This is a genomic window from Bacillus songklensis (genome assembly GCF_042649685.1).
Taxonomy (GTDB): domain Bacteria; phylum Bacillota; class Bacilli; order Bacillales; family Bacillaceae_H; genus Bacillus_BA; species Bacillus_BA songklensis.
In genome coordinates this window covers 513,409-537,161 of the sequence record NZ_JBHRZT010000052.1, presented here as the reverse complement: position 1 = coordinate 537,161, position 23,753 = coordinate 513,409, and the positions used below count along the sequence as shown (strand labels likewise).

The 23,753-nt window shown below is 39.2% G+C and carries 19 protein-coding genes and 14 tRNA genes; 11 read left to right on the top strand and 22 right to left on the bottom strand.

What is annotated here, in order from left to right; translation table 11 throughout:
• Positions 1-57 precede the first annotated feature (57 nt).
• From ACFOU2_RS14020 to ACFOU2_RS13950, 15 genes are all read right to left on the bottom strand, one after another.
• Positions 58-360 (bottom strand): hypothetical protein, encoded by a 303-nt coding sequence (locus ACFOU2_RS14020; RefSeq protein WP_377916118.1) that lies wholly within the window; start codon positions 358-360, stop codon positions 58-60.
• A 481-nt stretch (positions 361-841) separates the two neighbouring features.
• Positions 842-915 (bottom strand) — tRNA-Ile (locus ACFOU2_RS14015).
• 4 nt (positions 916-919) lie between these two features.
• A tRNA-Gly gene (locus ACFOU2_RS14010) sits at positions 920-993 on the bottom strand.
• 13 nt (positions 994-1,006) lie between these two features.
• Positions 1,007-1,082: transfer RNA gene (locus ACFOU2_RS14005), tRNA-His, on the bottom strand.
• A gap of 2 nt (positions 1,083-1,084) precedes the next feature.
• A tRNA-Tyr gene (locus ACFOU2_RS14000) sits at positions 1,085-1,169 on the bottom strand.
• A gap of 135 nt (positions 1,170-1,304) precedes the next feature.
• Positions 1,305-1,380, bottom strand: a tRNA-Thr gene (locus ACFOU2_RS13995).
• 7 nt (positions 1,381-1,387) lie between these two features.
• Positions 1,388-1,463 (bottom strand) — tRNA-Phe (locus tag ACFOU2_RS13990).
• A 10-nt stretch (positions 1,464-1,473) separates the two neighbouring features.
• Positions 1,474-1,566, bottom strand: a tRNA-Ser gene (locus tag ACFOU2_RS13985).
• Between the two features lie 34 nt (positions 1,567-1,600).
• A tRNA-Asn gene (locus ACFOU2_RS13980) sits at positions 1,601-1,675 on the bottom strand.
• Between the two features lie 11 nt (positions 1,676-1,686).
• A tRNA-Ala gene (locus ACFOU2_RS13975) sits at positions 1,687-1,762 on the bottom strand.
• 219 nt (positions 1,763-1,981) lie between these two features.
• Positions 1,982-2,058: transfer RNA gene (locus ACFOU2_RS13970), tRNA-Arg, on the bottom strand.
• 10 nt (positions 2,059-2,068) lie between these two features.
• A tRNA-Lys gene (locus ACFOU2_RS13965) sits at positions 2,069-2,144 on the bottom strand.
• 16 nt (positions 2,145-2,160) lie between these two features.
• A tRNA-Gln gene (locus ACFOU2_RS13960) sits at positions 2,161-2,235 on the bottom strand.
• 6 nt (positions 2,236-2,241) lie between these two features.
• Positions 2,242-2,317: transfer RNA gene (locus ACFOU2_RS13955), tRNA-Val, on the bottom strand.
• 68 nt (positions 2,318-2,385) lie between these two features.
• Positions 2,386-2,457 (bottom strand) — tRNA-Glu (locus tag ACFOU2_RS13950).
• A 318-nt stretch (positions 2,458-2,775) separates the two neighbouring features.
• On the opposite strand from ACFOU2_RS13950, the gene ACFOU2_RS13945 reads away from it, so the two are divergent.
• A complete protein-coding gene (locus tag ACFOU2_RS13945) occupies positions 2,776-2,901 on the top strand; it encodes an FbpB family small basic protein (protein ID WP_377916116.1) in 126 nt (41 codons plus the stop codon).
• A gap of 701 nt (positions 2,902-3,602) precedes the next feature.
• Here the strand turns inward: ACFOU2_RS13945 and ACFOU2_RS13940 are convergent.
• On the bottom strand, positions 3,603-3,830 hold the full coding sequence (locus tag ACFOU2_RS13940) for a small, acid-soluble spore protein, alpha/beta type (RefSeq protein WP_377916114.1): 228 nt from the start codon (positions 3,828-3,830) through the stop codon (positions 3,603-3,605).
• 471 nt (positions 3,831-4,301) lie between these two features.
• Here ACFOU2_RS13940 and ACFOU2_RS13935 point away from each other — a divergent pair, with 471 nt between their 5' ends.
• Positions 4,302-4,523, top strand: coding sequence for a hypothetical protein (locus ACFOU2_RS13935; RefSeq protein ID WP_377916112.1), 222 nt, complete (start codon positions 4,302-4,304; stop codon positions 4,521-4,523).
• Between the two features lie 763 nt (positions 4,524-5,286).
• Here the strand turns inward: ACFOU2_RS13935 and ACFOU2_RS13930 are convergent.
• The 3 genes from ACFOU2_RS13930 to ACFOU2_RS13920 all read right to left on the bottom strand — a co-directional run bounded on the left by ACFOU2_RS13930 (position 5,287) and on the right by ACFOU2_RS13920 (position 8,010).
• The gene (locus tag ACFOU2_RS13930) at positions 5,287-6,090 is read right to left on the bottom strand and encodes an endonuclease I family protein (RefSeq protein ID WP_377916110.1); all 804 of its coding nucleotides are present in this window, start codon (positions 6,088-6,090) and stop codon (positions 5,287-5,289) included.
• Positions 6,087-7,049 carry a S8 family peptidase gene (locus tag ACFOU2_RS13925; RefSeq protein ID WP_377916108.1) on the bottom strand — a complete coding sequence of 321 codons (963 nt, stop codon included), beginning with the start codon at positions 7,047-7,049 and terminating at the stop codon, positions 6,087-6,089. The genes ACFOU2_RS13930 and ACFOU2_RS13925 overlap by 4 nt, the downstream gene beginning before the upstream one ends.
• 442 nt (positions 7,050-7,491) lie before the next feature.
• Positions 7,492-8,010, bottom strand: a complete 519-nt coding sequence (locus ACFOU2_RS13920; protein ID WP_377916106.1) for a YbaK/EbsC family protein — start codon at positions 8,008-8,010, stop codon at positions 7,492-7,494.
• A 447-nt stretch (positions 8,011-8,457) separates the two neighbouring features.
• On the opposite strand from ACFOU2_RS13920, the gene ACFOU2_RS13915 reads away from it, so the two are divergent.
• From ACFOU2_RS13915 to ACFOU2_RS13875, 9 genes are all read left to right on the top strand, one after another.
• Positions 8,458-9,396 (top strand): ubiquinol oxidase subunit II, encoded by a 939-nt coding sequence (locus ACFOU2_RS13915; RefSeq protein ID WP_377916104.1) that lies wholly within the window; start codon positions 8,458-8,460, stop codon positions 9,394-9,396.
• Between the two features lie 23 nt (positions 9,397-9,419).
• Positions 9,420-11,387 (top strand): cytochrome aa3 quinol oxidase subunit I, encoded by a 1,968-nt coding sequence (gene qoxB, locus ACFOU2_RS13910; RefSeq protein WP_377916102.1) that lies wholly within the window; start codon positions 9,420-9,422, stop codon positions 11,385-11,387.
• On the top strand, positions 11,387-11,986 hold the full coding sequence (gene cyoC, locus ACFOU2_RS13905; protein ID WP_377916100.1) for a cytochrome o ubiquinol oxidase subunit III: 600 nt from the start codon (positions 11,387-11,389) through the stop codon (positions 11,984-11,986). The genes qoxB and cyoC overlap by 1 nt, the downstream gene beginning before the upstream one ends.
• Before the next feature lies 1 nt (position 11,987).
• Positions 11,988-12,293 (top strand): cytochrome o ubiquinol oxidase subunit IV, encoded by a 306-nt coding sequence (gene cyoD / locus ACFOU2_RS13900; protein ID WP_377916098.1) that lies wholly within the window; start codon positions 11,988-11,990, stop codon positions 12,291-12,293.
• 257 nt (positions 12,294-12,550) lie between these two features.
• The gene (locus ACFOU2_RS13895) at positions 12,551-14,269 is read left to right on the top strand and encodes a putative bifunctional diguanylate cyclase/phosphodiesterase (protein WP_377916096.1); all 1,719 of its coding nucleotides are present in this window, start codon (positions 12,551-12,553) and stop codon (positions 14,267-14,269) included.
• Between the two features lie 225 nt (positions 14,270-14,494).
• Positions 14,495-15,010: a methyl-accepting chemotaxis protein gene (locus tag ACFOU2_RS13890; protein ID WP_377916094.1), complete on the top strand. Its 516-nt coding sequence runs from the start codon at positions 14,495-14,497 to the stop codon at positions 15,008-15,010.
• A 607-nt stretch (positions 15,011-15,617) separates the two neighbouring features.
• Complete coding sequence (locus tag ACFOU2_RS13885; RefSeq protein ID WP_377916092.1) at positions 15,618-16,568, top strand: L-lactate dehydrogenase; 951 nt, start codon at positions 15,618-15,620, stop codon at positions 16,566-16,568.
• Between the two features lie 76 nt (positions 16,569-16,644).
• Positions 16,645-18,240 (top strand): lactate permease LctP family transporter, encoded by a 1,596-nt coding sequence (locus tag ACFOU2_RS13880; protein WP_377916090.1) that lies wholly within the window; start codon positions 16,645-16,647, stop codon positions 18,238-18,240.
• A gap of 839 nt (positions 18,241-19,079) precedes the next feature.
• The gene (locus tag ACFOU2_RS13875; protein ID WP_377916088.1) at positions 19,080-20,516 is read left to right on the top strand and encodes a DHA2 family efflux MFS transporter permease subunit; all 1,437 of its coding nucleotides are present in this window, start codon (positions 19,080-19,082) and stop codon (positions 20,514-20,516) included.
• A gap of 487 nt (positions 20,517-21,003) precedes the next feature.
• Here ACFOU2_RS13875 and ACFOU2_RS13870 read toward each other — a convergent pair whose 3' ends face one another.
• From ACFOU2_RS13870 to liaF, 3 genes are read right to left on the bottom strand one after another with little or no spacing between them, the layout of a single operon-like run.
• Positions 21,004-21,636, bottom strand: a complete 633-nt coding sequence (locus tag ACFOU2_RS13870) for a response regulator (protein ID WP_377916086.1) — start codon at positions 21,634-21,636, stop codon at positions 21,004-21,006.
• Positions 21,629-22,675 (bottom strand): sensor histidine kinase, encoded by a 1,047-nt coding sequence (locus ACFOU2_RS13865; protein ID WP_377916084.1) that lies wholly within the window; start codon positions 22,673-22,675, stop codon positions 21,629-21,631. Before ACFOU2_RS13865 ends, ACFOU2_RS13870 begins: the two co-directional genes overlap by 8 nt.
• On the bottom strand, positions 22,672-23,403 hold the full coding sequence (gene liaF / locus ACFOU2_RS13860; protein WP_377916082.1) for a cell wall-active antibiotics response protein LiaF: 732 nt from the start codon (positions 23,401-23,403) through the stop codon (positions 22,672-22,674). The genes ACFOU2_RS13865 and liaF overlap by 4 nt, the downstream gene beginning before the upstream one ends.
• Positions 23,404-23,753 lie beyond the last annotated feature (350 nt).

The window sequence follows — 23,753 nt, the reverse complement described above, 5'->3', positions numbered from 1 at the left end:
CCTTTTTTGTTGTTGTTATAAGTTATAAGTGAATTTTAGTGGAACCAACAATCTGAATTACTCATCTTTATTATTCTCATCACCTATATCTTCCGCATCTTCTATTGGATCTTCTGGATCTGGATCTGTATCATTTTCATCATCTTTAAACATGTTATCATCTTCATCAACGCCAGGTGCGTTATCATTATTACCATTGTTACCATTGTTGTCATTATTACCATTGTTGTCATTATTACCATTGTTGTCATTGACATCATTGTTATCTTCTGGAGGCGGCTCCTGATCACCGTTACAGCCCACCATCAACATGGCAGATAACAATGTACCTATTAACATGAGAAACCATTTTTTATTCATGGTCATTCTCCTTTCTTCATGTATGTATGACCTCTAGGTCTTTGCTTATCATTCCCCATATGTATGGAATTATGAGTGACTTTTCCAAAAAAATTCCCTAGGAGAAACAAAAATAAAGATACCTCCAAATTAATATCAGAAGGTATCTCCGAAAGGAAAACCATGAAATTTCAGTTTCTCATGCTTTAATTAGTTTGTTCATTCTCTATTAAATATATTCTGATTGTATAGGATTGAATGACTGATTCTATACTTCATTAGAAATCAATCTCTTCATTACCAGTCTCAATACATCACGTTTTTTTAAAAATTATGCTTCTTGTTCCACTGACCTCCATTAGTGAAAGAAAACGTTTCATAAAAAAACTCCTCTTGCTGCGGTTCAAGAGGAGTTGACATGGGACGGATTATCTACAACAAAAAAGAGGATTGAAAAAATGAACTCTCTTTTTGAAGTAGGTCATATAAAAATATTTCTAGATGGGCCTAAATGGACTCGAACCATCGACCTCACGCTTATCAGGCGTGCGCTCTAACCAGCTGAGCTATAGGCCCGTAATGGAGCGGGTGATGAGAATCGAACTCACGACATCAGCTTGGAAGGCTGAGGTTTTACCACTAAACTACACCCGCAAATTTCACTTTATGGGGCGATTGATGGGAATCGAACCCACGAATGCCAGAGCCACAATCTGGTGCGTTAACCACTTCGCCACAACCGCCATGGTGGAGGGGGACGGATTCGAACCGCCGAACCCTGAGGGAGCGGATTTACAGTCCGCCGCGTTTAGCCACTTCGCTACCCCTCCGTTGTTTGCTTTGTCCAGCTATGGCTCCTAATCTTTCGGTCGTCTCACTTCTGTCCATGAAACCAAAGAACGGTTTCCGGGTCAGAAGCTCCAACGCCTCTCAAGATTAAACAGGCGCCTTCGCTTTTCTTATAATGGTGCCGGCGAGAGGACTTGAACCCCCAACCTACTGATTACAAGTCAGTTGCTCTACCAATTGAGCTACACCGGCTAAATAGTGGTGGCTCGGGACGGAATCGAACCGCCGACACAAGGATTTTCAGTCCTTTGCTCTACCAACTGAGCTACCGAGCCTTTTTATAAATGGCGGAGGAAGAGGGATTCGAACCCCCGCGGGCTTTGACACCCCTGTCGGTTTTCAAGACCGATCCCTTCAGCCGGACTTGGGTATTCCTCCGTTATTTTATAATTTAGTGAGTATAAAATAAAAATGGCTCCACAGGCAGGATTCGAACCTGCGACCAATCGGTTAACAGCCGATTGCTCTACCACTGAGCTACTGTGGAATGATTTGAAATGGTGGAGCCTAGCGGGATCGAACCGCTGACCTCCTGCGTGCAAAGCAGGCGCTCTCCCAGCTGAGCTAAGGCCCCATGATTATTTAATGAACGGTCGGGAAGAAAGGATTCAAACCTGCTGCGATCCCATGGTCCCAAACCATGTGCTCTATACCAAGCTAAGCTACTTCCGTTATTATGTGTGAATTCTTTCACTACGGCTGTTTCACTTCTTCTGTTGAGACTGTCGTCTCTTCCGCCAGAAGCTCCAACATCCTATCGGTTTAAGCGGGCTTTCTCCGCTTTTCTTAAATATGGCGCGCCCGACAGGAGTCGAACCCATAACCTTCTGATCCGTAGTCAGACGCTCTATCCAATTGAGCTACGGGCGCATGATTAAAATGGTGAGCCATGAAGGACTCGAACCTTCGACCCTCTGATTAAAAGTCAGATGCTCTACCGACTGAGCTAATGGCTCATCAATGAATAATGAATGGCTGGGCTAGCTGGATTCGAACCAACGCATGACGGAGTCAAAGTCCGTTGCCTTACCGCTTGGCTATAGCCCAATATAATGGTGGAGGATGACGGGATCGAACCGCCGACCCCCTGCTTGTAAGGCAGGTGCTCTCCCAGCTGAGCTAATCCTCCGATGCACAGGATGTGCAAGTGCAGACGTTGCGGCAGGACGTCGCGAACTTAGTCTGCCATCCTTTAGATGACCCGTACGGGATTCGAACCCGTGTTACCGCCGTGAAAGGGCGGTGTCTTAACCACTTGACCAACGGGCCAGATAAAAACCCCTAATCATTGCTAAGAAGCGACTTTTACATAATATCAATTGAAAAAATAAAAGTCAATAACTTCTTTTCTTTTTTTTCTTTTCGTCGTATTAAATCGACGCTTTATTATATTAATATTATTTTCTATTAAAGTCAATTCCCCTAAAAAAATTAACATTATATCTTGTTGATAGTAAACATTGTACGGTTCCCACGCAATAATTCACATAATTGTTAAATTATTGATGTTTCAAAATGACAGAATTGTTTTGTTATTTAGGTAAGTCATGGTTAGATTGATTTCATATAAAAGAAAGAAGTGTTATTATGAATCGTAAATATAAAAAATCATTTGAAGAGCTAGTGCAAGAGAATAAACAAGAATTACTTAATGATAAACAAGCACTAGAAAAAATTGAAAAGCGTATAGAAAAACGCCAAAGGGACTCTTAAACCATTAAACAAGAGAGAACATTCTAAAACGAATCGTGTAATAGAAAAATAGTAGGTACTAGAACCTATTAACGTTCCAGAAACAATCATTCCTTTGACATTTAGGGTAATGCCCAATTCCAATTTCGACTTCTCATTGTTGGCAAATTGCACAAGTGAGGATAAAACAACGTCACAAACGGCTACTGGTTTTTGAGGTTTTTCCATATTTTCCAACTCCTATTTACAATATATACCTTAATATATCCATAAAAGTTTTAAAAATCTTCATTATGGGTTTTATAAAGAGATTGTCTTTAATATTTCATATCATCAGGTACCATTTGTCCTTCTGCAATGAAATCTTTGCTTGGTTTGATATCACCTTTCCTTTAATGTAACTTTGTAAGTTTACTCTCTAGTTCTTCAACGCGTTCCTTCAGTTTTTACACAAACACTGAAAGGTGAAGTAACAGAGATCGTGATATCTCTCAATTTTAAAAATTCTAGAAGATTTCTAATAAAAAATACATATAAACTATTTTTATATGTATTTTTTCACGTTGTCGAAAAACCCGAAAGGTCTCCCCACAACCTGAAGGCTACCTACATGAGTAGGTAGCCTAAGCCATATAGGAATATTTAGTTTTAATAGGCGAATCTTTTTGTAACAAGTAAAATGAAGTTAACACTTCATCCTATTCATTACGGTTAAAGATCCATTAGCGAGATGTACTAGCTGCACCAGGTACCTGTCCTGATAATTGAGATTGAGCTGTAGCAACAAGACGCTTTGTGATCTCACCACCTACTGAACCATTTGCACGGGATGTTTGATCTGCTCCAAGCTGCACACCAAATTCAGTAGCAATCTCATATTTTAATTGTTCAAGTGCCATTTCTGCACCTTGTACTAATAAACGATTACGGCCACCACTACGATTTGACATATGCCTTCACCTCCTTCAACCTTTATCGTCTCTTTTATACAAAAGACTGATACCTTGTAAATATTGGAAGAATAATAACTTGTAAATCCTCCATAATAAGACTGTTGAAAGGAACAGAGTGAACAAAACAATCACTTGTAAAGCTCTTTCTAATCATCTCCTTGTAAGTCACAAAAATTAAGTTTGCCATGTGTTTATGAACGAAAAAAGGGATGAAGGCGTTCTAGCCTTCATCCCTTTTTTCATGAACAGAAGGCCTCGTGTTGAAATGGCATCAATATTTTTCCTCTCGAAAAGACGGCAAGGTGTTGTTCAAGATACTGATAACCCACTATAGAAAAAACGCCCTTCCAAACCTGGAGAAGACCATGAATGATGAGACTTCATGTTTTGGTAAAAGTTGGAAGAATAAAAAGAGAAACAGAGCAAATTCTATAACTGTTGTTTATCACCATATAAGGGGGAAAGAAAATGCCACAACGAATTTACCAAGCGGCTCAACAGGCCCAACAATCACTTCAACAGATTCAACAAGTTGCCCAGCAATTAGGTAGACAGGGACAGCAGGTTGGCAACTTTGCAGGTGCCCAATCCGTCATGCAGCCTGGATTTGCCGGAACAGACGCACAGCAGGTGAGACAGGATATTAGCAACGACCTTATGCGTGGAAACCAAGGAGGCTTTATCCAATAACACCAGGATTATCCATAATGAGGGAAATCTCGAAAGAAGCTTTCCTTCATATAGCCAGCCTCAGCTATTGATCCGCTATTTAGTTTTAACCTGTAGCCATGAACGTGAACTGAAACATCCACCTCATGAATTCCTTTTGAGGAATTCGTTAAGTTTGATGATTTAATGGTATCAAAGGGTCCTGATCATTGTGATTGAGCTGTATCAACAAGACGATTTGTGATTTCGCCACCTACTGAATCGTTTGTACAAGTCGTTTGGGCAGCTCCAAATTGTGCATAAAATTAGAGCTGTCCCTTTATCATCGGGCTTCCCTTTTTATTTTTGGAACTAGTTAAGATACAGCCAATAATTAAAATCGAAAAAAGCCTCGGATGTTTGAAATCCGAGGCTTTTTTCACTCAACATGATGGTCATTTTGTTCTATTTAGGAATGATTTTTCCACTTATGATGAGCCTATTGCAAACAATTTCGAAAAACTCTACTGTTTAAGGTTGTTCTTAAGGAAACATGTCCAAGATGTCAGTAATCATAATTATTAAATCAGACTGTATTCACATTTAGATTACATAATGTTTCTTTATTGGCAATCAAAGAGGTTGGGTACCTTTCAGCTTTTAGGTATCCAACCTCTTTTTTGTTGACATCAATTTTATCGGAAGTTCAAATAAATTCAAACCATTGCGAGCATACGATAGTGGTGCTCTGATTAATGATTACCATAAACCTTGAACCAATAGAAGACGGCTCTCTTACTCAGTCTTATTCATTTATCAATTCCTCCGCCATTTCCGGAAAGTCAATAAACGGATTCCGGTTCCCTTGCAATTCAAAGATGGCCAGGTTCCGGTGTTTTTCATAGAGAGACACCGGAAACCGCTGATGCCATTCTAATAAAAGCTGCAGGTTAACAAAATCATTCTTTATTATCCCTGGGTACCGGATTAAAAAATACAATGTGGCCCTTGCAACAATTCCCTTTCCGTATTCAGGCTCAAACTTTCCTTCATCTACCTTTCCGCAGCCTTCCTTAATTCCTAAAATACGGCTTTCCGGAACATAGTCAGAAAAATCATAATAAGGATGGTTTCCGCGCCGGCTGTTGCATGCGGGTTCACAGGCAAATAAATGATGCAAATCTCCCCTCATTGGCTCTTGCTTATGAAACCATGATTGAGGTACCACATGCTCACAATTTAAAGTAATTTCATCAGATAAACTAGTAATGTTCCCTCTTGCTGTGTTTTCAAGAATACGAATATCCTCCTCAATGACAACGAGCGGATCCATTCCTTTCCCGGAATATAAGCTTTTAAGTTTTCCATTTTCATGAAGATCCACCCATGGATAAACATAACGATGAGGAGAGTAATTCAGCTTATTCTGATGTGTTTTTTCTAATAGATGATGAATGCTATTTCTCTCAAGTGATGTATTTTGATAATACGTTTGTTGGATTTTTTTATCCCTTTGTTCCTCATAGTAGCTGCGGTTATTGCGGTATTCTAAATAGGCTTCCCTTGCATTCTCCCGTTCTTTTGTCAGCAATTTTAGACTATTCATCATAAGCTCCGCTCTTTAGCCGCAAATTGTTGATTGAATATTTCTGACAATTGGTCCATTACAGTTAAATAGACTAGTCCATTGCCTTCAAGTTTTGGAGAATTTCCTAATGGCACCGTTCTTTTTATTAATTGGGCATAAAGCTCAGGCTCTGTGAGATTTCGTTCGAAGCTTGTATTGGCAAGAACTTTTATCAGCGCCATTGCTCCGGAAACATGAGGCGTAGCCATAGAGGTTCCGCTCAATGTAGCATATTTTCCATTTAAATAGGTTGATAATATTTTCTCTCCAGGAGCCACTAAGTCTACTTCATTATTTGAATTTGAAAAATTTGAAGAGCGTCTCTCCAGGTCAATTGCGCCTACGCTTATCACTTCATTATAAGAACCTGGATAGTCAAATTCATCTGTTGAATCATTGCCATCACCTTCATTTCCTGCCGCACAAATCACAAGAATGTTGTCGGTGACAGCTTTTTGAATCGCTTCATGCAGCTCAGGCACATCCTCCGGACCGCCAAGCGACATAGAGATAATATCAACTTTTTGCTCTATTGCATAGTTAATCCCATCAATAATCCATTCGTATTGGCCAGAACCATTTTTATCAAGAACCTTGATAATAAGCAAATTTGCTTCAGGGGCTACACCTACAACACCAGTATTGCTTTGTATTGCAGCGATCGTCCCTGCAACATGAGTACCATGACCATTGTAATCCTTGTATACATCAGGGTTCCCGCCATCATCGTTCGTGAAATTTCTTCCGCCGACAATCCGTTCTTTTAAGTCAGGGTGGGTAATCTCACAGCCAGTATCCAATATGGCAACCGTTATTCCCTTCCCTTTTGTTTGATCCCAGATTTTCTGGGCCTGAATCATTTCCACTCCTTTGGGAACTTCATTGACCTTTTCTACCTGTTCAACCACTTGAAACGGAATCAAGCGTACTTTTCGCTCCATTTTTATTCCCTCCTATAGGATTAAATTGAAGCCAACCCATGATGCTACTAATATTTTAACAACTCTGGATTTGGTATAAAAGCTACCTTTGGAGTGTTTTGTTTCTAGTATTCGGGGTATCGCCAGCACTTTGGATATTTACTACGCTAAGGAGGTTTTTTATGGGTAACTTTCTCTAACGCTTATGGTGTTAATTGGGTGTGTGAAATACAGATTCCTAAATTTTTTTAGAACTTTCGTTTTTTAATGTTTAAACCAAATCATAAAGGGTACTTCCTTGGTCACTATTTAGTTGACGATTGGCGGGATCCTTCGAGTGGGTCCGCCCATTATTCCAATCCCTCTGCAGCTGCGAAGAAATAGTACAGAAATTAAGCACAAAACAACCAGTCGAATTTAACAACGACTGGTTGTTTGATTTAATAGTTCTATATAGTTCAGTTTAAAGTCCATCGTTCTTTACGGATACCATCTCGCTAAACTCGGCTTCTTCCCAACCTTTACAAACATCGACCCACTTTTTAGCAAATGAATATTGAAATAATTCATCACATGTTAATTCGATGGCAGAGTTTGTGCTTCCACAGGCGGGAAAAAGGGTCTCGAAACGTTTCATTGAGACATCCAGATAGACGTCCATTTCATTTTTCAATCCGAACGGGCAAACGCCACCTATAACATGTCCGGTTTGCTCTAGCACTTCATCAGGCGTGAGCATACGTGCCTTGAAGCCAAATGTGTGGCGAAATTTCTTGTTATCGATTTTTGCATCACCAGAAGCGACGATCAAAATGGCTTTTTCCTCTTCTCCCCTGAAGGATAGCGTCTTCGCAATTCGAGCAGGGATGACACCAATTGTATCAGCTGCCTGCTCAACCGTAGCACTTAATGTTTCAAATTCCATCACATCATCTTCACGATTCCACTGTTTAAAATGGGCTTTTACACTTTCAAATGACACCCTATTCATCCTTCCCTTAACGATATTACGTAACATGATAGCACGCTTTAATAAGGTAAATCAATGAGAGGGTTTGTAAAATACAGAAAAATACTTGATTTAGATAAAAATAAAACCAAATTAGATAAAGTAAAAATATCCCATCATCTCAATAGTAGATGATTCATTATTATCTGTATGCCTGTGTAAAAAACACATATTTTCCCACAAGTGTGAAGAAATTGTGGAAAAGCGGATAAAAAATGTATATATCGCCGTAAGTGTGATAAATATCACATTATTTTGGCTTATATCGTGATAATTTGTTGGAAGTGTGAAAGATATCATAACATCTTTCACTATGCTGTGATGACATTGCAGTGTTTTGATCTATTTGAATGTATCCACAAAATAGATGTCAATTTCAACATGATTATTTACGGATGGATAAGAAAGGAGATGAAACATATGAAAAAACAGAAGTTGCTGCATATCGGTAAAGTAATGATGATGGCAGCTTTGGCACCGGTCTTGTTAGCGGGTTGTGACAGTCGTTATCTGATTTTAAATCCTCAGGGACCAGTTGCTCAAAAAGAGTACAACTTAATTATCTTTTCAATTGTTTTGTGTGCGATTGTCGTTATTCCCGTTTTAGGTCTTCTTGTATATATCGTTTTCCGTTACCGTGATAAACCGGAAAATAAAGCGCCATATGCACCAGAATGGGACGACAGTAAAACGCTTGAAATCGTTTGGTGGGGAATCCCAATTGTCATTATTGGTATTTTAGGTTTCTTTACTGCAAAGACGACTTATAATTTAGTCGAACCTCCTAAGAAGGATATCGAGCCACTGACGATTGAAGTGACATCACTCGATTGGAAATGGTTATTCCAATACCCTGATCAAAACATTGCAACAGTCAACTATGTTGAAATTCCAGAAGATGTACCTGTTCAATTTGTTTTAACTTCAGATGCTCCAATGAACTCGTTTTGGGTACCGGAATTAGGCGGTCAATTATATTCAATGCCTGGAATGGCGATGGGGCTTTGGCTGCAAGCGGATCACTCTGGTGAGTTTTTCGGCTCAGGTGCCAATTTTACAGGTGATGGATTTGCCCATATGACTTTTAAGGTTACTTCAAAGCCGCAATCTGAGTTTGATCAGTGGGTGAAACAGGTCAAACAAACAGCGCCGGCGTTAACAAAAGCTGATTATGACAAACTGGCGGAACAGGGACTTTCTAAAGAGAAATCATACTCAGCTATTCCAGAAGGCTTATTTAAAGAAATCGTCGATAAAAACGGCGGTCAATATTACAAGCAGCATCATCACATGAATAGTGAAGATATTGCTGAAATGAGAATGAATGTTGGCCATCAGGCCCATGAACATCATGAATAAGGAAAAGGAAGGAGGAAAATCAGTTGCTAGACAAATTAAAAGACTTCGCATCCGAGTTTTTTGTAACGGGTGAACCGTTAATTTACGGTGCAGACGTAGCGATTCTATTAACGACTATCGGCATCATTTTTGTTCTTACGTATTTTAAAAAGTGGCAATGGTTATGGCGTGAATGGCTCACAACCGTCGATCATAAAAAAATAGGTATCATGTATATGCTTTCTTCATTGTTAATGCTGTTCCGCGGCGGAGTTGACGCTCTATTAATGCGCATCCAGCTGGCATTCCCTCAATGGGAGTTTTTGGACTCGCATCATTACAATGAAATATTTACAACTCACGGTACGATCATGATTCTCTTTATGGCGATGCCGCTGATGTTTGCCTTCTTTAACATTGTCGTTCCGCTTCAAATCGGGGCCAGGGACGTAGCCTATCCATTTTTAAATGCGGTGAGTTTCTGGCTGTTCTTCTTTGGAGCGATGCTGTTTAACCTTTCATTTGTGATCGGTGGTTCACCGGCTGCCGGCTGGTTGAGTTACCCGCCATTATCCGGGATGGAATTCAGTCCTGGACCAGGGCAAGATTTCTATATTTGGGGTATCCAAATATCTGGTATCGGTAGTTTAGCTTCCGGTATTAACTTCATCGTGACAATCCTGAAAATGCGTGCACCAGGCATGAAATTAATGCATATGCCGCTATTTACTTGGTCTGTATTAGCAAGCTGTATCATCATCATTTTCGCGTTCCCTGTGTTAACCGTTACACTTGCGTTATTATTCATCGACCGTTTCTTTGACGGACATTTCTTTACAATGGCTGCCGGCGGAAATCCGATGATGTATATCAACTTGATTTGGATGTGGGGACATCCTGAAGTCTACATTGTGGTTCTTCCTGCATTCGGTATCTTTTCTGAGATCGTTGCAACATTCTCTAAAAAGAGAGTATTTGGCTATAAATCAATGGTCTTCTCTATGATGATCATTAGTGTTCTTTCTTATTTCACATGGGTGCATCACTTCTTTACAATGGGTGCAGGCGCTAATGTCAACGTATTCTTTGCCATCACAACAATGGCGATTGGTATCCCAACAGGGGTAAAAGTATTCAACTGGTTATTTACGATGTTCCGCGGCCGCATTCAAATGACGCAGCCAATGTTATGGACCATTGCTTTTATCCCGTGTTTTATAGTCGGGGGAGCGACAGGGGTTATGCTTTCTGCTGCACCAGCGGACTATCAATACCATAATAGTTATTTCTTGATTGCCCACTTCCACCAAGTATTAATCGGAGGAGTCGTGTTCGGCTTTTTTGCCGGATTATATTATTGGTGGCCAAAAATGTTTGGATTTAAACTAAATGACCGCCTTGGCAAATGGGCGTTCTGGACATGGAACATTGGTTTCTACGTATGTTTCATGCCACAATATGCATTAGGTTTCATGGGAATGACCCGTCGTATTTATACGTACGATTTCGATATGGGCTGGGCACCATTAAACGTTGTATCTACAGTGGGAGCTTTTTTCATGGGTGTAGGGTTTATCTTCCAGGCGGCTCAAATTCTTCATGGCATTAAGTATGGAGAGCGTGACTTAACAGGTGATCCGTGGAATGGCCGTACATTAGAGTGGTCTATCCCGTCTCCGCCGCCGCACTACAATTTTGCAGTAGTTCCTGAAGTAAAAGGACAGGACGCATGGTGGACAATGAAAGAAGAAATGAAAAATCAGGAGACTAAGAAATCCGTTAAACTTCATCCAATCCACATGCCGAAAAATTCAGGCATTCCGTTTATCATGTCTGTCTTCTGGTTTATCGCTGGCTTCGGCTTGACTTTCCACTGGGTATGGATGGCGATTTTCGGCCTGGTTGGAGTAGCCGGATGTTTACTTGCTCGTTCGTTCCAATACAATTCAGATTACTATATTCCGGTTGACGAGATCCGTAGCACCGAGGCCTCATTAGGGAGGGTTGTATAATGGCACACGCTGCAGTACATCATGAAGAACATCATCATGAGGATCATGAATCGATTAAGGTACTTGGTTTTTGGCTTTTCCTTGTGACAGACTGTATCTTGTTTGGGGCTTTATTTGCCACATATGCCGTGCTTGTTAACCATACAGCCGGCGGCCCTACAGGAAAAGAGCTTTTTGAAGTTCCAGGGTTTACAGCGGAAACGTTTATCTTACTAACGAGCAGTTTTACGAGCGGCTTGGCCGTATTGGCTATGTATAAAGGAAAAACAAAAGGGCTGATTGGGTGGTTGATCGTGACGGCATTGTTAGGCTTATCCTTCGTCGGCTTGGAAATCAACGAGTTTCGAATCATGTTTCATGAGGGAGCTGCCATTTCAACGAGTGCATTTTTAACAGCTTTTTATACACTTGTCAGCACACATGGTATCCACGTTTCAATCGGCTTAGTTTGGATGATCTCAATCATTCTACAACTAAAACGCCATGGAATTACAAATGTAACAAAACGCAAAGTTACTATTATCAGCTTATATTGGCACTTTCTTGACGTTGTATGGATTTTCCTTTACACAGCTGTTTATTTAATGGGGGTGATGTAAGATGTCGCATCAAGAAAATCATGGTTCGTTAAAAGCTTACATCATTGGATTTGTCTTTTCGATCGTCTTAACGATCATCCCTTTAGTGCTGGTATTGAACCATACATTAAGCGGGGGCTTATTAACTGCTAGCATTTTAGCAATGGCCGTTCTTCAGTTTTTGGTGCAGTTGTTTTTCTTCATGCACATTAAAGACGGAGAAAAGCCTCGCTACAATGTAATGGCATTAGTGCTCGCCGTTGTATTTGTCATTACAATTGTAGCCGGATCCATTTGGATTATGACATTTAACTCTCAAGTACAATAAAAAATCTCCATTCTATCCAGAGTTTGTATGAATAATAATAGGCGCTTAGAAAAAACATGATAGATAGAACGGAAAAGTCGGCAGCCTCTAATCAATGACAAAAGTTGATTTTTACTGAAAGGCCCCGTCACGGAATCCACCGATTTTGCTGGATTTTCATGACGGGGCTTTTCTGGAGGATGACTCAAAAGGTATGTCTTTTTATACCTTTTAAATTAGTTATGCGGATTCATGCTTAGAGGAAAGGGTTTAAACATATGGATAAATTTTATATAGAGGGTCAACTAAACAAAACATTAAAAAAACTAAAAGATATTGAATTTGCTTTAAATGAATCTTCCATTGTGGCAATTACAGATAGCAGAGGGATTATTAATCATGTTAACGATAAATTTTGCACCATATCAAAATACAGCCGTGAAGAATTGATTGGAAAAGACCATCGAATTATTAATTCCGGATATCATTCGCCGGAATTTTTCCGTGAATTGTGGAGCACTATTAAAAACGGTGAAATTTGGAAGGGTGAAATCAAAAATAAGGCGAACGATGGTACGTATTATTGGGTCGATACTACAATTGTTCCCTTCCTGGATGATAAAAGCAGACCTTATCAATACGTGTCCATTCGCAACGACATTACTGATCGTAAAAACATCGAGCAAGACATTAAACAAATGGCTTATTACGATCCTTTAACTAATTTACCTAATAGGTATTTATTAAATAGAAGACTAAAAGAAGTTCTTTTAAATAAAAATGATAAACATCAAACTGCTATTTTATTTTTAGACTTGGATCGTTTTAAGTCCATTAATGATACTTTAGGTCATACCATCGGAGACTCGTTATTAAAAGAGGTCGGACAGAGACTAAAAAGTTGCCTTCGTGAAACAGATTTCATTTCACGTCAAGGCGGGGATGAATTTATAATTTTTTTGGACTTTATAAACTGTAAACAAGAAGTCATTAAAGTTGCCAATAGAATCCTTGATAAGCTTTCCCCGCCATTTTTCATTGGTAATGAAAAAATCTTGATATCGGCCAGCATTGGGATTAGCTTACATTTAATCGAAGATAAACAAAAGATCAATAAAGAAACCGTTAATGATTCTATAGAAACATTAATTAAACAAGCCGATATAGCTATGTATTATGCTAAAGAAATAGGTGGCAATAATTATCAATTTAATACACCTGTCCTAAATGAGAAAATAGTCAGGAATTTAAATTTGGAAAAACAGTTAAAACAAGCATTAGAAAAAGATGAATTTTCAATCGTTTATCAACCGCTGGTCAATTTGACTAATGGTGGCATACTTCGAGTTGAAGCCCTCATACGCTGGGAAAATTCTCAGTTTGGTATGATTTCCCCTATGGAATTTATACCTATTTTGGAAGAAACAGGACTAATTGTTCCTGTGGGGAGATGGATTTTGAAGGGTGCTTGTAACCAAATGAAAAAATGGCGAGATGATGGAATTCAGTTATCAAGGATAGCGGTGAATGTTTCTCCAATACAATTCAAACATCATCAATTTATTAAAGATATCAAACAGATTTTAAAAGATACACAGCTTGAACCCGAATTATTGGAACTAGAAATAACCGAAAGCGTGATATGGGATATTAAAGAATCGATGAAGATATTAAAAGAATTAAAAAGTTTAGATGTAAAAATATCGATTGATGATTTTGGTACTGGCTATTCCTCTCTAAGTTATTTAAAGCATTTACCGATTGATAATTTAAAGATCGACAAATCGTTTATAAATGATTTAGATAAAGATGGGGAAGTTATCGTAAAAACTATTATTGATATGGGAAGAAATTTAAAATTTAATGTAATTGCCGAAGGAATTGAAACTGAGAAACAATTATCGTTTCTAAAAAACCAAGGATGCCATATAGGACAAGGTTATTTCTTTAGTAAGCCAATCTCACCCCAAGAAATTTCTGAATTGTTATTGAATTAAGAACTGATAATATAGCTTAAAAAGTTTGTAGAGTTCTATAAAAGAATGAATGACCAAAAATTTCTGTTTGGTGATTTAACAGGTGTTACATCGGGAGGGAGTCTGTTTATGTTGTTATTCAAAAAAGGTAATCGTACATATTTCTAGAATAGGCACAAAGACTTCCATTAACGTAGAAAAAAATTCTATTGGTGGAAAAAAGAGTTAGAGGTCCAGCAAGAACAAATGAACAATATTAACCATAGCATGGGGAAGATTAAAAATGAAATGGAGCAATTAAAAGATATTTCAAAACAAATTGGTGATATTGTTAGTATTGTTACTGATATAGCCGAACAAACTAATTTGCTATCATTAAATGCAGCCATTGAAGCAGCACGAGCCGGGGAACACGGAAAAGGATTTGCAGTAGTGGCAGATGAAGTAAGAAAATTAGCAACGGAAACAAAGAAAACAGTTTCAACTGTGTCACAGCTCGTCGAAAAAACGAATGCTCAAATTAACAGTGTTTCTCACCATATTACAGAAATAAAGCATTTAGTTACAAATGGTACTGATAAAATGATTCAGATTAACCATCTATTTGATGATATAGTGGGAGAAATGAAGAAAAGTAAAGAACAAAGCGATGTTATTGAACAAGAATTAGAATCGTTTTGGAATGGTTTAGAAGAAGTAAACAAAGCCGTCTCTCATGTGGCAATATCAGTTGAAGATCTTCTTGAACTTACAAATAACTAATGTTAATAAAACGGGAGATACACTTTTTAAGAAACAAGAGTACCTCCCATTTTTACTTTATAGACAATAAAGTCCCGTTATTATCCCTAAAAACAGGAGAATTGTTTATTTTTTGTGCGTTCCCCGCCTTATATGTGGATTTATTGAAAAGGTTTTTCCCCATCTGGCGAATCTGGGGGCTGAAGCTTATCTTTTAAAGAATATTGTGGTTATGAATACCATAAAGACATCCATAACCATATTTTAGAAAATGATCGCGGACTCTCATACGCCTCCCGTATGCCCCAAAATGATTCTTGTTTAAAAGCAGCATTTACAATCGACAAACATATCGAAGGCATTCTTCACAATTTCCTTTTCATCCACTGGAGCTTCCGGTTCTAGAGGTTCAATCATTCATTTTATTCGGATATTGTCCAAGTATCCATCATTTAATATCCATATTTTTCCACATATTAAGTAAAGAGAATCAAACGTGTTCAAATAAATGTCAAATTTTTTTTATTACAATCGCTTACAATGTGATTTTTGTCACATTGTTATTACTCCGTATTTAGTATATTTTAATTGTGAAAAAAATCACAAATAGGAGAAAGGTGAAAATACAATGAAAAACATTCGCAGAAAAGTAGCAGTTATCGGTACGGGATTTGTAGGAGCAAGTTATGCATTCGCGATGGTTAACCAAGGTGTCGCAAATGAATTAGTGTTAATTGACATAAATCAAGAAAAAGCAGAAGGCGAAATTCGCGACTTAAATCACGCCATGCCGTTTGTATCTCCAATGAAAATTTGGGCTGGCGGTTATGAAGAGTGTAAAGATGCTGACTTAGTTGTCATCACTGCCGGTGCCAATCAAGCTCCTGGTGAGACTCGCTTAGACTTAGTTGGTAAAAACGTAAACATCTTTAAGAAAATCGTCGGAAACATTATGGAAAGTGGATTTGACGGTATCATTTTAGTCGCAACAAACCCGGTTGACATTCTTTCTTACGTCACTTGGAAATTATCTGGATTGCCGAAAGAACGTGTAATCGGTTCTGGTACGATCTTAGATTCAGCTCGCTTCCGTTACCTATTAAGCGATTACTTCAAAGTAGACCCTCGTAACGTGCATGCTTACATTATGGGTGAACATGGTGATACAGAGCTGCCTGTTTGGAGTCATACTCAAATTGGCAGCGTACCTGTTCAAAAGTTCTTAAATGTAAATAGCGTACAGGAGGTAGCCGAGCATCCGGATATGAAAAACATTTTTTTGAACACACGTGATGCTGCCTATCACATTATCAATCGTAAAGGTGCAACATACTATGGAATCGCAATGGGGCTTGTGCGCGTAACAAAAGCTATTTTAGGGGATGAAAACTCTATCCTGACGGTATCTGCCCTTCTTGAAGGACAATACGGCGTCGAAGATGTATACACTGGCGTGCCTGCCATGGTTAACAAAGATGGTATTCAACAAGTCATTGAGCTTGAATTGAATGAAACTGAACTTGAACAATTCAAACACTCTGCCAACGTATTAAAAGAAACTCGTGAACAAGCATTTTAATTTTAACAAAAAATAAGTAGGAAGAGAGGCTAAACTCTCTCCTTTCTTCTTATTTTAAAATAATGAGGTGAATATCATGGGGTGGACTCAAATATATGACCCAATGCAAAATATATGGTTGTCAGCCATTATTGCAGTAATTCCTATTTTTTTCTTCTTTTTAGGATTAACCGTACTTAAAATGAAAGCCTATATGGCTGCCGGTTTAACCGTCATTCTTTCCGTTATTGTTGCTGTTGCTTTTTATAAAATGCCGGTTAATATGGTGATCGGTGCTGCCGGATACGGGATCATATATGCGTTATGGCCAATCGCTTATATTATTATCGGTGCCTTATTTTTGTATAAACTCTCTGTAAAAAGCGGCCAATTTGATGTCATTCGTCAATCAATCGTTTCTATTACAGATGATCCCCGTCTTCAAATGCTGCTGGTTGCCTTTTCCTTTAACGCTTTCTTAGAAGGTGCTGCTGGTTTCGGTGCACCAATTGCCATTACAGCGGCTTTACTTGTTGGTTTAGGATTCAATCCATTAAAAGCCGCGGCATTATGTTTAATTGCTAACACAGCTTCTGGTGCATTCGGCGCAATGGGAATTCCAGTCATTGTAGCTGGACAAGTTTCTGGTATTGAGGCAAAAGAAATCGCGAAATTTTTGGGCTACTCTCTTCCATGTATTTCTTTTTTTGTACCATTCTTATTAGTCATGATTATGGATGGATTTAAAGGTGTTCGTGAAGTTTGGAAACCAACTTTCGTAACAGCTGCAACTTATGCAATTGCTCAATATTTAACGATTACATTTATCGGCCCTGAATTACCGAACATCATTGCTTCTATCGTTAGTCTTGTATCTCTTGCATTTTACATTAAAGTAACTAATAAAAAAGATGCGGCTGTCGAAGAAAAGCTTACTGTTCGTCAAGTTTTAAAAGCGTGGTCTCCGTTTATCGCTTTAACTTTCTTGGTAACGACTTGGAGTCTAAACTTCTTTAAAGGATTATTTGCTCCCGGGGGTTTATTTGAAAAAACAAATCTTATGATTGAAATTCCAGGCTTACACAATCAAGTCATTAAAGCAACTCCGCTTGTTCCAGAGCCGACACCATATGCAGCGGTCTTAAAATTGGATGTAATCGCTGCGACTGGGTCAGCTATCGCTTTATCCGGTATTATTGCCATGCTTATTTTAAGAATGGATTTAAAAACTGGAAAAGACACTTTAATGGAAACTATAGAAGAATTGTCTAAACCCATTTTCACTATTATGATGGTTCTTGCTTTTGCGTTCGTTGCTAACTATTCCGGCCAATCTTCTACTCTTGGCTTGGCTTTGGCAAATACTGCTCATATTTTTCCATTCTTATCTCCTGTATTAGGATGGATTGGGGTGTTCTTAACAGGATCTGTTGTATCTAACAATGCCTTATTTGGAAGTTTACAAACAACAACAGCAAGCCAAATTCAAGTGCTTCCGTTAATTCTCGTTGCAGCGAATACTGCCGGCGGAGTCATGGCAAAAATGCTTTCTCCGCAATCTATCGCGGTCGCAACAGGTGCTGTAGGACTCGTTGGTAAAGAAGCTGACCTATTCCGTTTTACATTAAAATACAGTATCGGATTTTTAATTCTCGCTGGCATCATTACTTTTGTTCAAGCTCTACTATTATAAATTGGTTCCGGCGCAAAAACACTTACTAGAAAAATAAAACTATTCATTTCTTTCGAATTTGAGATTAAAAAGCTAATCCATAATCTCACTTTTGATGCATATGATCCTTTCTTGTTTATTCGTATTTTCAACAATTCTTACAATAATCCGAGTGGAGGGTGTCATTCCCTGAAGGCTTTTGACTCAGCCCCTGCCATTTTTCATACTATATGAATCCACATAAATAATTGGACATAAATAAAAAGCATTTATGTCCAATTATTTACGCGTAAGGGATCTTGTTATTCTAATCAGAATAACAAGAGATCCCTTACACTATTTCCTGATTCATCATTTTTCCCCTTTTACTTTGCTTGATTTGTTAATCTATTGTTTGATCATTTTATCTTCCCACTGACCTGGAACATCATAACAAAATGGATTGAACAAATAAATAAGGTACGAGTAAAGTAACCAAATCAATAGATAAAGTAATACTTTTACCCTTTCCTTTTTCGCCATCTCTTCGGTTACTCTCCATCTAAATCAGATATTTTCAAAAATATTAACAGCTAAACGAATAATTGAAGGACCTTGTTCATCTTACGCGATGAAAATGCGAGAAATTTTCAAGTTAAGTCAATAGATTATTAATATAAAATCGTGTACTCTGTAAAAGTACGCATTGCAACAATCATTTTTTGTACATACCCATTTATCCCGCTCTAACGGGCAGTAAGACCCTTCACTGAATGAAGTTTCACTTTATGAAATTGTAAGGTTCTTTGAATTAAAGTGTAACTTCGTAGGGGTATCATATTTCAAGACAGAAATAGAAAAGGGAATGAGGGAACGGAAGAATGGAAACATCAAATTATAAGCAGTCTACGACTGTAACACTTCTGCTTGCAGGAACCTTTATCGCCATATTGAATCAAACACTGATGATTACAGCGATACCGCCCGTTATGGAAGAAATGAATATTACGGCGAACAGTGCACAGTGGCTTACTACTGTTTTTATGCTTGTGAATGGGATTATGATCCCTGTAAGCGCCTTTTTATTGGAGCGTTTTTCAACGAGGCAGCTCTTTATATCGGCCATGAGTATTTTCGCCTTTGGCACATTAGTTGCGGGAGTCGCTCCTAATTTTGAAATTCTATTACTCGGAAGGATGATACAATCAAGCGGAGCCGGTGTGATGCTTCCGCTTATGCAAACGGTATTTTTAATGATTTTTCCTGTTCATAAGCGCGGCGCAGCGATGGGGTTAATCGGACTCGTTATTTCGTTTGCACCGGCGATTGGTCCAGCTTTGTCTGGATGGATAACGGAACATTACTCCTGGAGGCTCTTGTTTTTCATTATTCTGCCGATTGCTCTCGTCGATATCCTGGTTGCTTTTATTGCTTTGAAAAATGTGACAGACGTAACCAGACCGAAAGTCGATATCCTTTCAATTATTTTGTCTTCATTTGGGTTCGGTGGATTACTCTATGGATTTACATGCGCCGGCAATTATGGATGGCTGGACTCCAGTACGCTCCTCTCCCTCGGAGTCGGAGTGCTGACACTTATATTGTTTATTACAAGGCAACTACGATTGGAACATCCAATGCTTGAATTCCGGGTGTTTACTTATTCGATTTTTCCGCTGGCTGTACTTATTGGAATGATTGTCTTTATGGGATTGATTGGAGCAGAAACGCTCATCCCACTATTTATGCAAAATATGCGGGAGTTTACAGCGTTTGAAGCTGGTCTGGCCATTTTACCGGGAGCGCTGATTACCGGCTTTATGTCACCTATCACAGGACGGATATTTGATAAAATCGGTGCGAGATGGCTAGTGATTATCGGTTTAACGATTATTACAGCATCTTCGTTTGCCTTTACCAATTTAGGGCCCTCGACATCCTTTACCTTCATCACGATTATGTACGGGGTGCGGATGCTTGGTTTATCGATGGTAATGATGCCGGTCTCAACGGCCGCGTTAAACCAACTGCCGAAACGATTGATTCCCCATGGAGCTGCGATGGATAATACAATGAAAATGATCGCAGCGTCGGTCGGTACCGCTATTCTTGTCACCGTGATGACCACGACAGCTGAGACCGCAAAACAGCACCCGGAAATCCCCTATCCGGATATGTATGGGGTCAATATAGCCTTTATCGTCATCACACTTCTCTCGTTAGTAGGCTTAGTTATTTCTTTTTCCATTAAAAACAACAAGTTACCGGAAAAAGAATTGGAAGAACAATGGGCGGATGTAAGTGTAAACAAGCAGTAATAACAAATGTGCTTCCCTTACATAAACCGAAGATGAAAAAGGGTTGTTCTAATAAAGGAAACTTCCATCAGTGAGGGTTTTCGTTCATCCCCCACTGATGGGTTAGTTGATCTTATCGGGCATTTACACGAGAAAGCGAACCCCTAGGAGCCACAGCTAGATGAGGACAGTGTGATTCCCCACTTAAACAAAATACAAAGTCTGTTCTTTCGTTTCAAACAGCGGGAGAAGCAAAACCGTTATTTATCAAGGGGATAAGGTTGGAAAAAGGAACGAATATCGGAAAGTGGCTTGTTAAAGCGGCAGAGTCGATGTATACAAAGCTTTAAAGTAATAGAGGGTGTCCCAAGTACAAAAAACGCACTTGGGACACCCTCCTGCAATGAACCTTCATCAAAAATCCAAGAAAATCAAGGATTTCGGTGACGGTTCATCGCAGAAAAATAGATTATGATCATCTTCTGAAGACTTTTGAGTCAGCTCCCGCTTATTTCACCAACTCATGTTTAAATGCATAAATGACCGCCTGTGTCCGGTCCTGTACTTCAAGCTTGCTTAAAATATTGCTTACATGCGTTTTCACTGTTTTTAATGCGATGAACAGCTCATCGGCGATTTCCTGATTCGTTTTTCCTTCTGCCATGAGAAGCAAAATTTCCATTTCCCTTGCAGTAAGTTGCTCATGAGGAAGCTGAACATTGCGCTGACGCATTTTAATCATCATTTTGCCTGTTACTTCCGGCTCTAAAACTGATTGGCCGTGATATGTAGCACGAACAGCATTCGCAATTTCACTTGCCTTTGATGTTTTCAACATATAGCTTGTTGCTCCTGCTTCCAATGCCGGATACACTTTTTCATCATCCAAAAAGCTTGTCACAATAATAATTCTTGCTTCCGGCCAGCTTTCGATGATTTTCTTGGTTGCTTCAATGCCGTCCATTCGCTTCATGACCAGATCCATCAAAATAACATCAGGACGAAGTTCCAACGCGAGCCCGACCGCTTCCGTTCCATCTTCTGCCTCTCCTACTACCTCGATATCCGGCTGTGCTGATAAATAAGAAGAGACCCCGATTCTTACCATTTCATGATCATCGACAAACAATACTTTAATCATTTTCTTCACCCTTTAAAGACATCATCGGCACTTTTACCTCTAGACGTGTCCCCTTATTTTTCACACTGACTATTTTCATCGTACCGCCAATCTCGACTGCTCGTTCATACATGTTTTGCAAGCCGTACGATCCTGCTTTTGTTTCTTCGACATCAAAACCGATGCCATCATCGACCACCCGCAAAATAATCAAATCATCTCTATGGATCAATAATACTTCCAGCATGGCTGCCTTAGAATGACGAAGAGTATTAGACACAGATTCCTGCAGGATACGGAATAAATGGTCCTCAATTCCTTTATCCAAGGACATTGGCTCAATTTTCCATTTTATGTTCATCGGCACTTTTTGTGATAATTCGACCAGCAGCTCTTGCATTCCTTCCTGAAGCGATTTTCCTTTTAAGGCAACAGGGCGCAAATGAAGGAGTAATGCACGCATTTCGAGCTGTGATTGGTGAATCATCTCTTCCGCCATTTTCAGCTGTTTCGTTTCACGGTCATCAGAAAGCGGCTTTGACTCGTTAATGGCTGACATCAACATGGACGCGGCAAATAACTGCTGACTGACAGAATCATGCAGTTCCCGAGCTAAGCGGTTACGCTCTTGTGACACAATTTCCTGGATGCGCTTTTCTTGATCTTCCGCTTTTTCATTGGCCAGCTTTTGGGACAATTTCGTTTGTTCCATCATTTGTTTTTGAAGTTTTTCGACTCGGTCCCAAATGGTACGGAATTCCTCCAGCGCAGGAGACGGAGGCACGTCTGTATGGCGGCCTTGCTCCAAATCTTGCAATCCGGCTGCCACTGAATGCAATTGCTTGCGCCATAAAAAGCCGGACGTAATGCCAAATATAATGCCGATAGCTGTGCTGAGACTTGGAGCAAAAATGATAAATGGCACATCCATGATTTCCCGTTCCCATACTAAAGACCATTCATCTAATGGGAATAACACAAAGAAAACGGCTGATAACGTAAAAAAAATGACGATAGACAGGCACGCGCATATAAGAAGTTGCCGCTGAATTGTATTCATATGCGCTTCACCTCTAAATCGCCCACCATCATGGAGGTCATAATTTTCACTTTTTGTTCCGCTTTTTCATATTGAGATGTTTGAAATCGAAGTACTTGATTGAACACCTTGGAATCGTATTCATTTAAAATCTTTGCCGTCCCCGCCCATACAGAATGGTGAACGCTCATTTCTACCTCATATGGGACGAGAACCCGAATATTCCCTATAAAGTTACGAATGAAAACAACAGCTTCCCCTTTTGGCAATACCGTATAGCTTAAATCGATGACCGTGTCACCAATCCCTGCCTGGATGTTGATATCGTTCCATTCGTATACGTGTTCGGGTGTTTGCTGGCGGCCCATAAACCGATTGTCAAACAACGGCTTTTTCGTTAATAATTCCCCTCCTTGCATGTATTCAGGCTCCCTCAAAACCGGTTGGATGTACACAGGATGCCTCTTTGTTTGAATAAACCGAATGACCACATGAACAAGAATGGCCAGCAAAAAAAATTTGAATGTCATCATGCTTAAAATATTGATAAAAAAGCCAATCAATCCAAGCCAAAATAAAATCTTGCCGGATTTACGCGGCAGTCTTTTTCGACCGATATATATAAAGCCAACTGATATAAAAAGGGAGAAAATGATCCCCGTATTAAAAAATGAGATTTCAAGTAATAATAGGAGAATTCCGATAAGAAGAATCCAGCTTATATAATCGGTTTTCCTTTTGTCCAACATGGGGATTCCTCCCTTCTAATAATCATTCAACAAATAAACCAAAGGGGACTGACTCGAAAGGCCGTCCTTTCATATTACAAAAATCCTTTTACTAAATGAACCTTCATAAAATTCATCGATTGTACTGAATTTTCTATGACGATTCATTTGATGGCGTGTCTCAAAATCACATGTCTCTGTGGTTTTGGGACACCCGCCTTTATAGAATACCATGTTTTAATGAGGAAGTAGAATGCGTTTCTATTGATTCATCGCCTTTTTACTACTCTCTTAACTTTTCTTCAGCTCAGCCCATTTTTCAACATACTCACTTATCCTCCTTATGTCTATATGTTAACTGGATTTCACTT

Coding starts and splice junctions, on each gene's coding strand:
- ACFOU2_RS13915 (WP_377916104.1), top strand. CDS start 8,458: ATGAAAAAACAGAAGTTGCTGCATATCGGTAAAGTAATGATGATGGCA.
- ACFOU2_RS13895 (WP_377916096.1), top strand. CDS start 12,551: ATGGATAAATTTTATATAGAGGGTCAACTAAACAAAACATTAAAAAAA.
- ACFOU2_RS13875 (WP_377916088.1), top strand. CDS start 19,080: ATGGAAACATCAAATTATAAGCAGTCTACGACTGTAACACTTCTGCTT.
- ACFOU2_RS13865 (WP_377916084.1), bottom strand. CDS start 22,675: ATGAATACAATTCAGCGGCAACTTCTTATATGCGCGTGCCTGTCTATC.
- ACFOU2_RS13935 (WP_377916112.1), top strand. CDS start 4,302: ATGCCACAACGAATTTACCAAGCGGCTCAACAGGCCCAACAATCACTT.
- cyoC (WP_377916100.1), top strand. CDS start 11,387: ATGGCACACGCTGCAGTACATCATGAAGAACATCATCATGAGGATCAT.
- ACFOU2_RS13890 (WP_377916094.1), top strand. CDS start 14,495: ATGAACAATATTAACCATAGCATGGGGAAGATTAAAAATGAAATGGAG.
- ACFOU2_RS13925 (WP_377916108.1), bottom strand. CDS start 7,049: ATGGAGCGAAAAGTACGCTTGATTCCGTTTCAAGTGGTTGAACAGGTA.
- liaF (WP_377916082.1), bottom strand. CDS start 23,403: ATGTTGGACAAAAGGAAAACCGATTATATAAGCTGGATTCTTCTTATC.
- ACFOU2_RS13930 (WP_377916110.1), bottom strand. CDS start 6,090: ATGATGAATAGTCTAAAATTGCTGACAAAAGAACGGGAGAATGCAAGG.
- ACFOU2_RS13885 (WP_377916092.1), top strand. CDS start 15,618: ATGAAAAACATTCGCAGAAAAGTAGCAGTTATCGGTACGGGATTTGTA.
- ACFOU2_RS13870 (WP_377916086.1), bottom strand. CDS start 21,636: ATGATTAAAGTATTGTTTGTCGATGATCATGAAATGGTAAGAATCGGG.
- ACFOU2_RS13940 (WP_377916114.1), bottom strand. CDS start 3,830: ATGTCAAATCGTAGTGGTGGCCGTAATCGTTTATTAGTACAAGGTGCA.
- cyoD (WP_377916098.1), top strand. CDS start 11,988: ATGTCGCATCAAGAAAATCATGGTTCGTTAAAAGCTTACATCATTGGA.
- ACFOU2_RS13880 (WP_377916090.1), top strand. CDS start 16,645: ATGGGGTGGACTCAAATATATGACCCAATGCAAAATATATGGTTGTCA.
- ACFOU2_RS13945 (WP_377916116.1), top strand. CDS start 2,776: ATGAATCGTAAATATAAAAAATCATTTGAAGAGCTAGTGCAAGAGAAT.
- ACFOU2_RS14020 (WP_377916118.1), bottom strand. CDS start 360: ATGAATAAAAAATGGTTTCTCATGTTAATAGGTACATTGTTATCTGCC.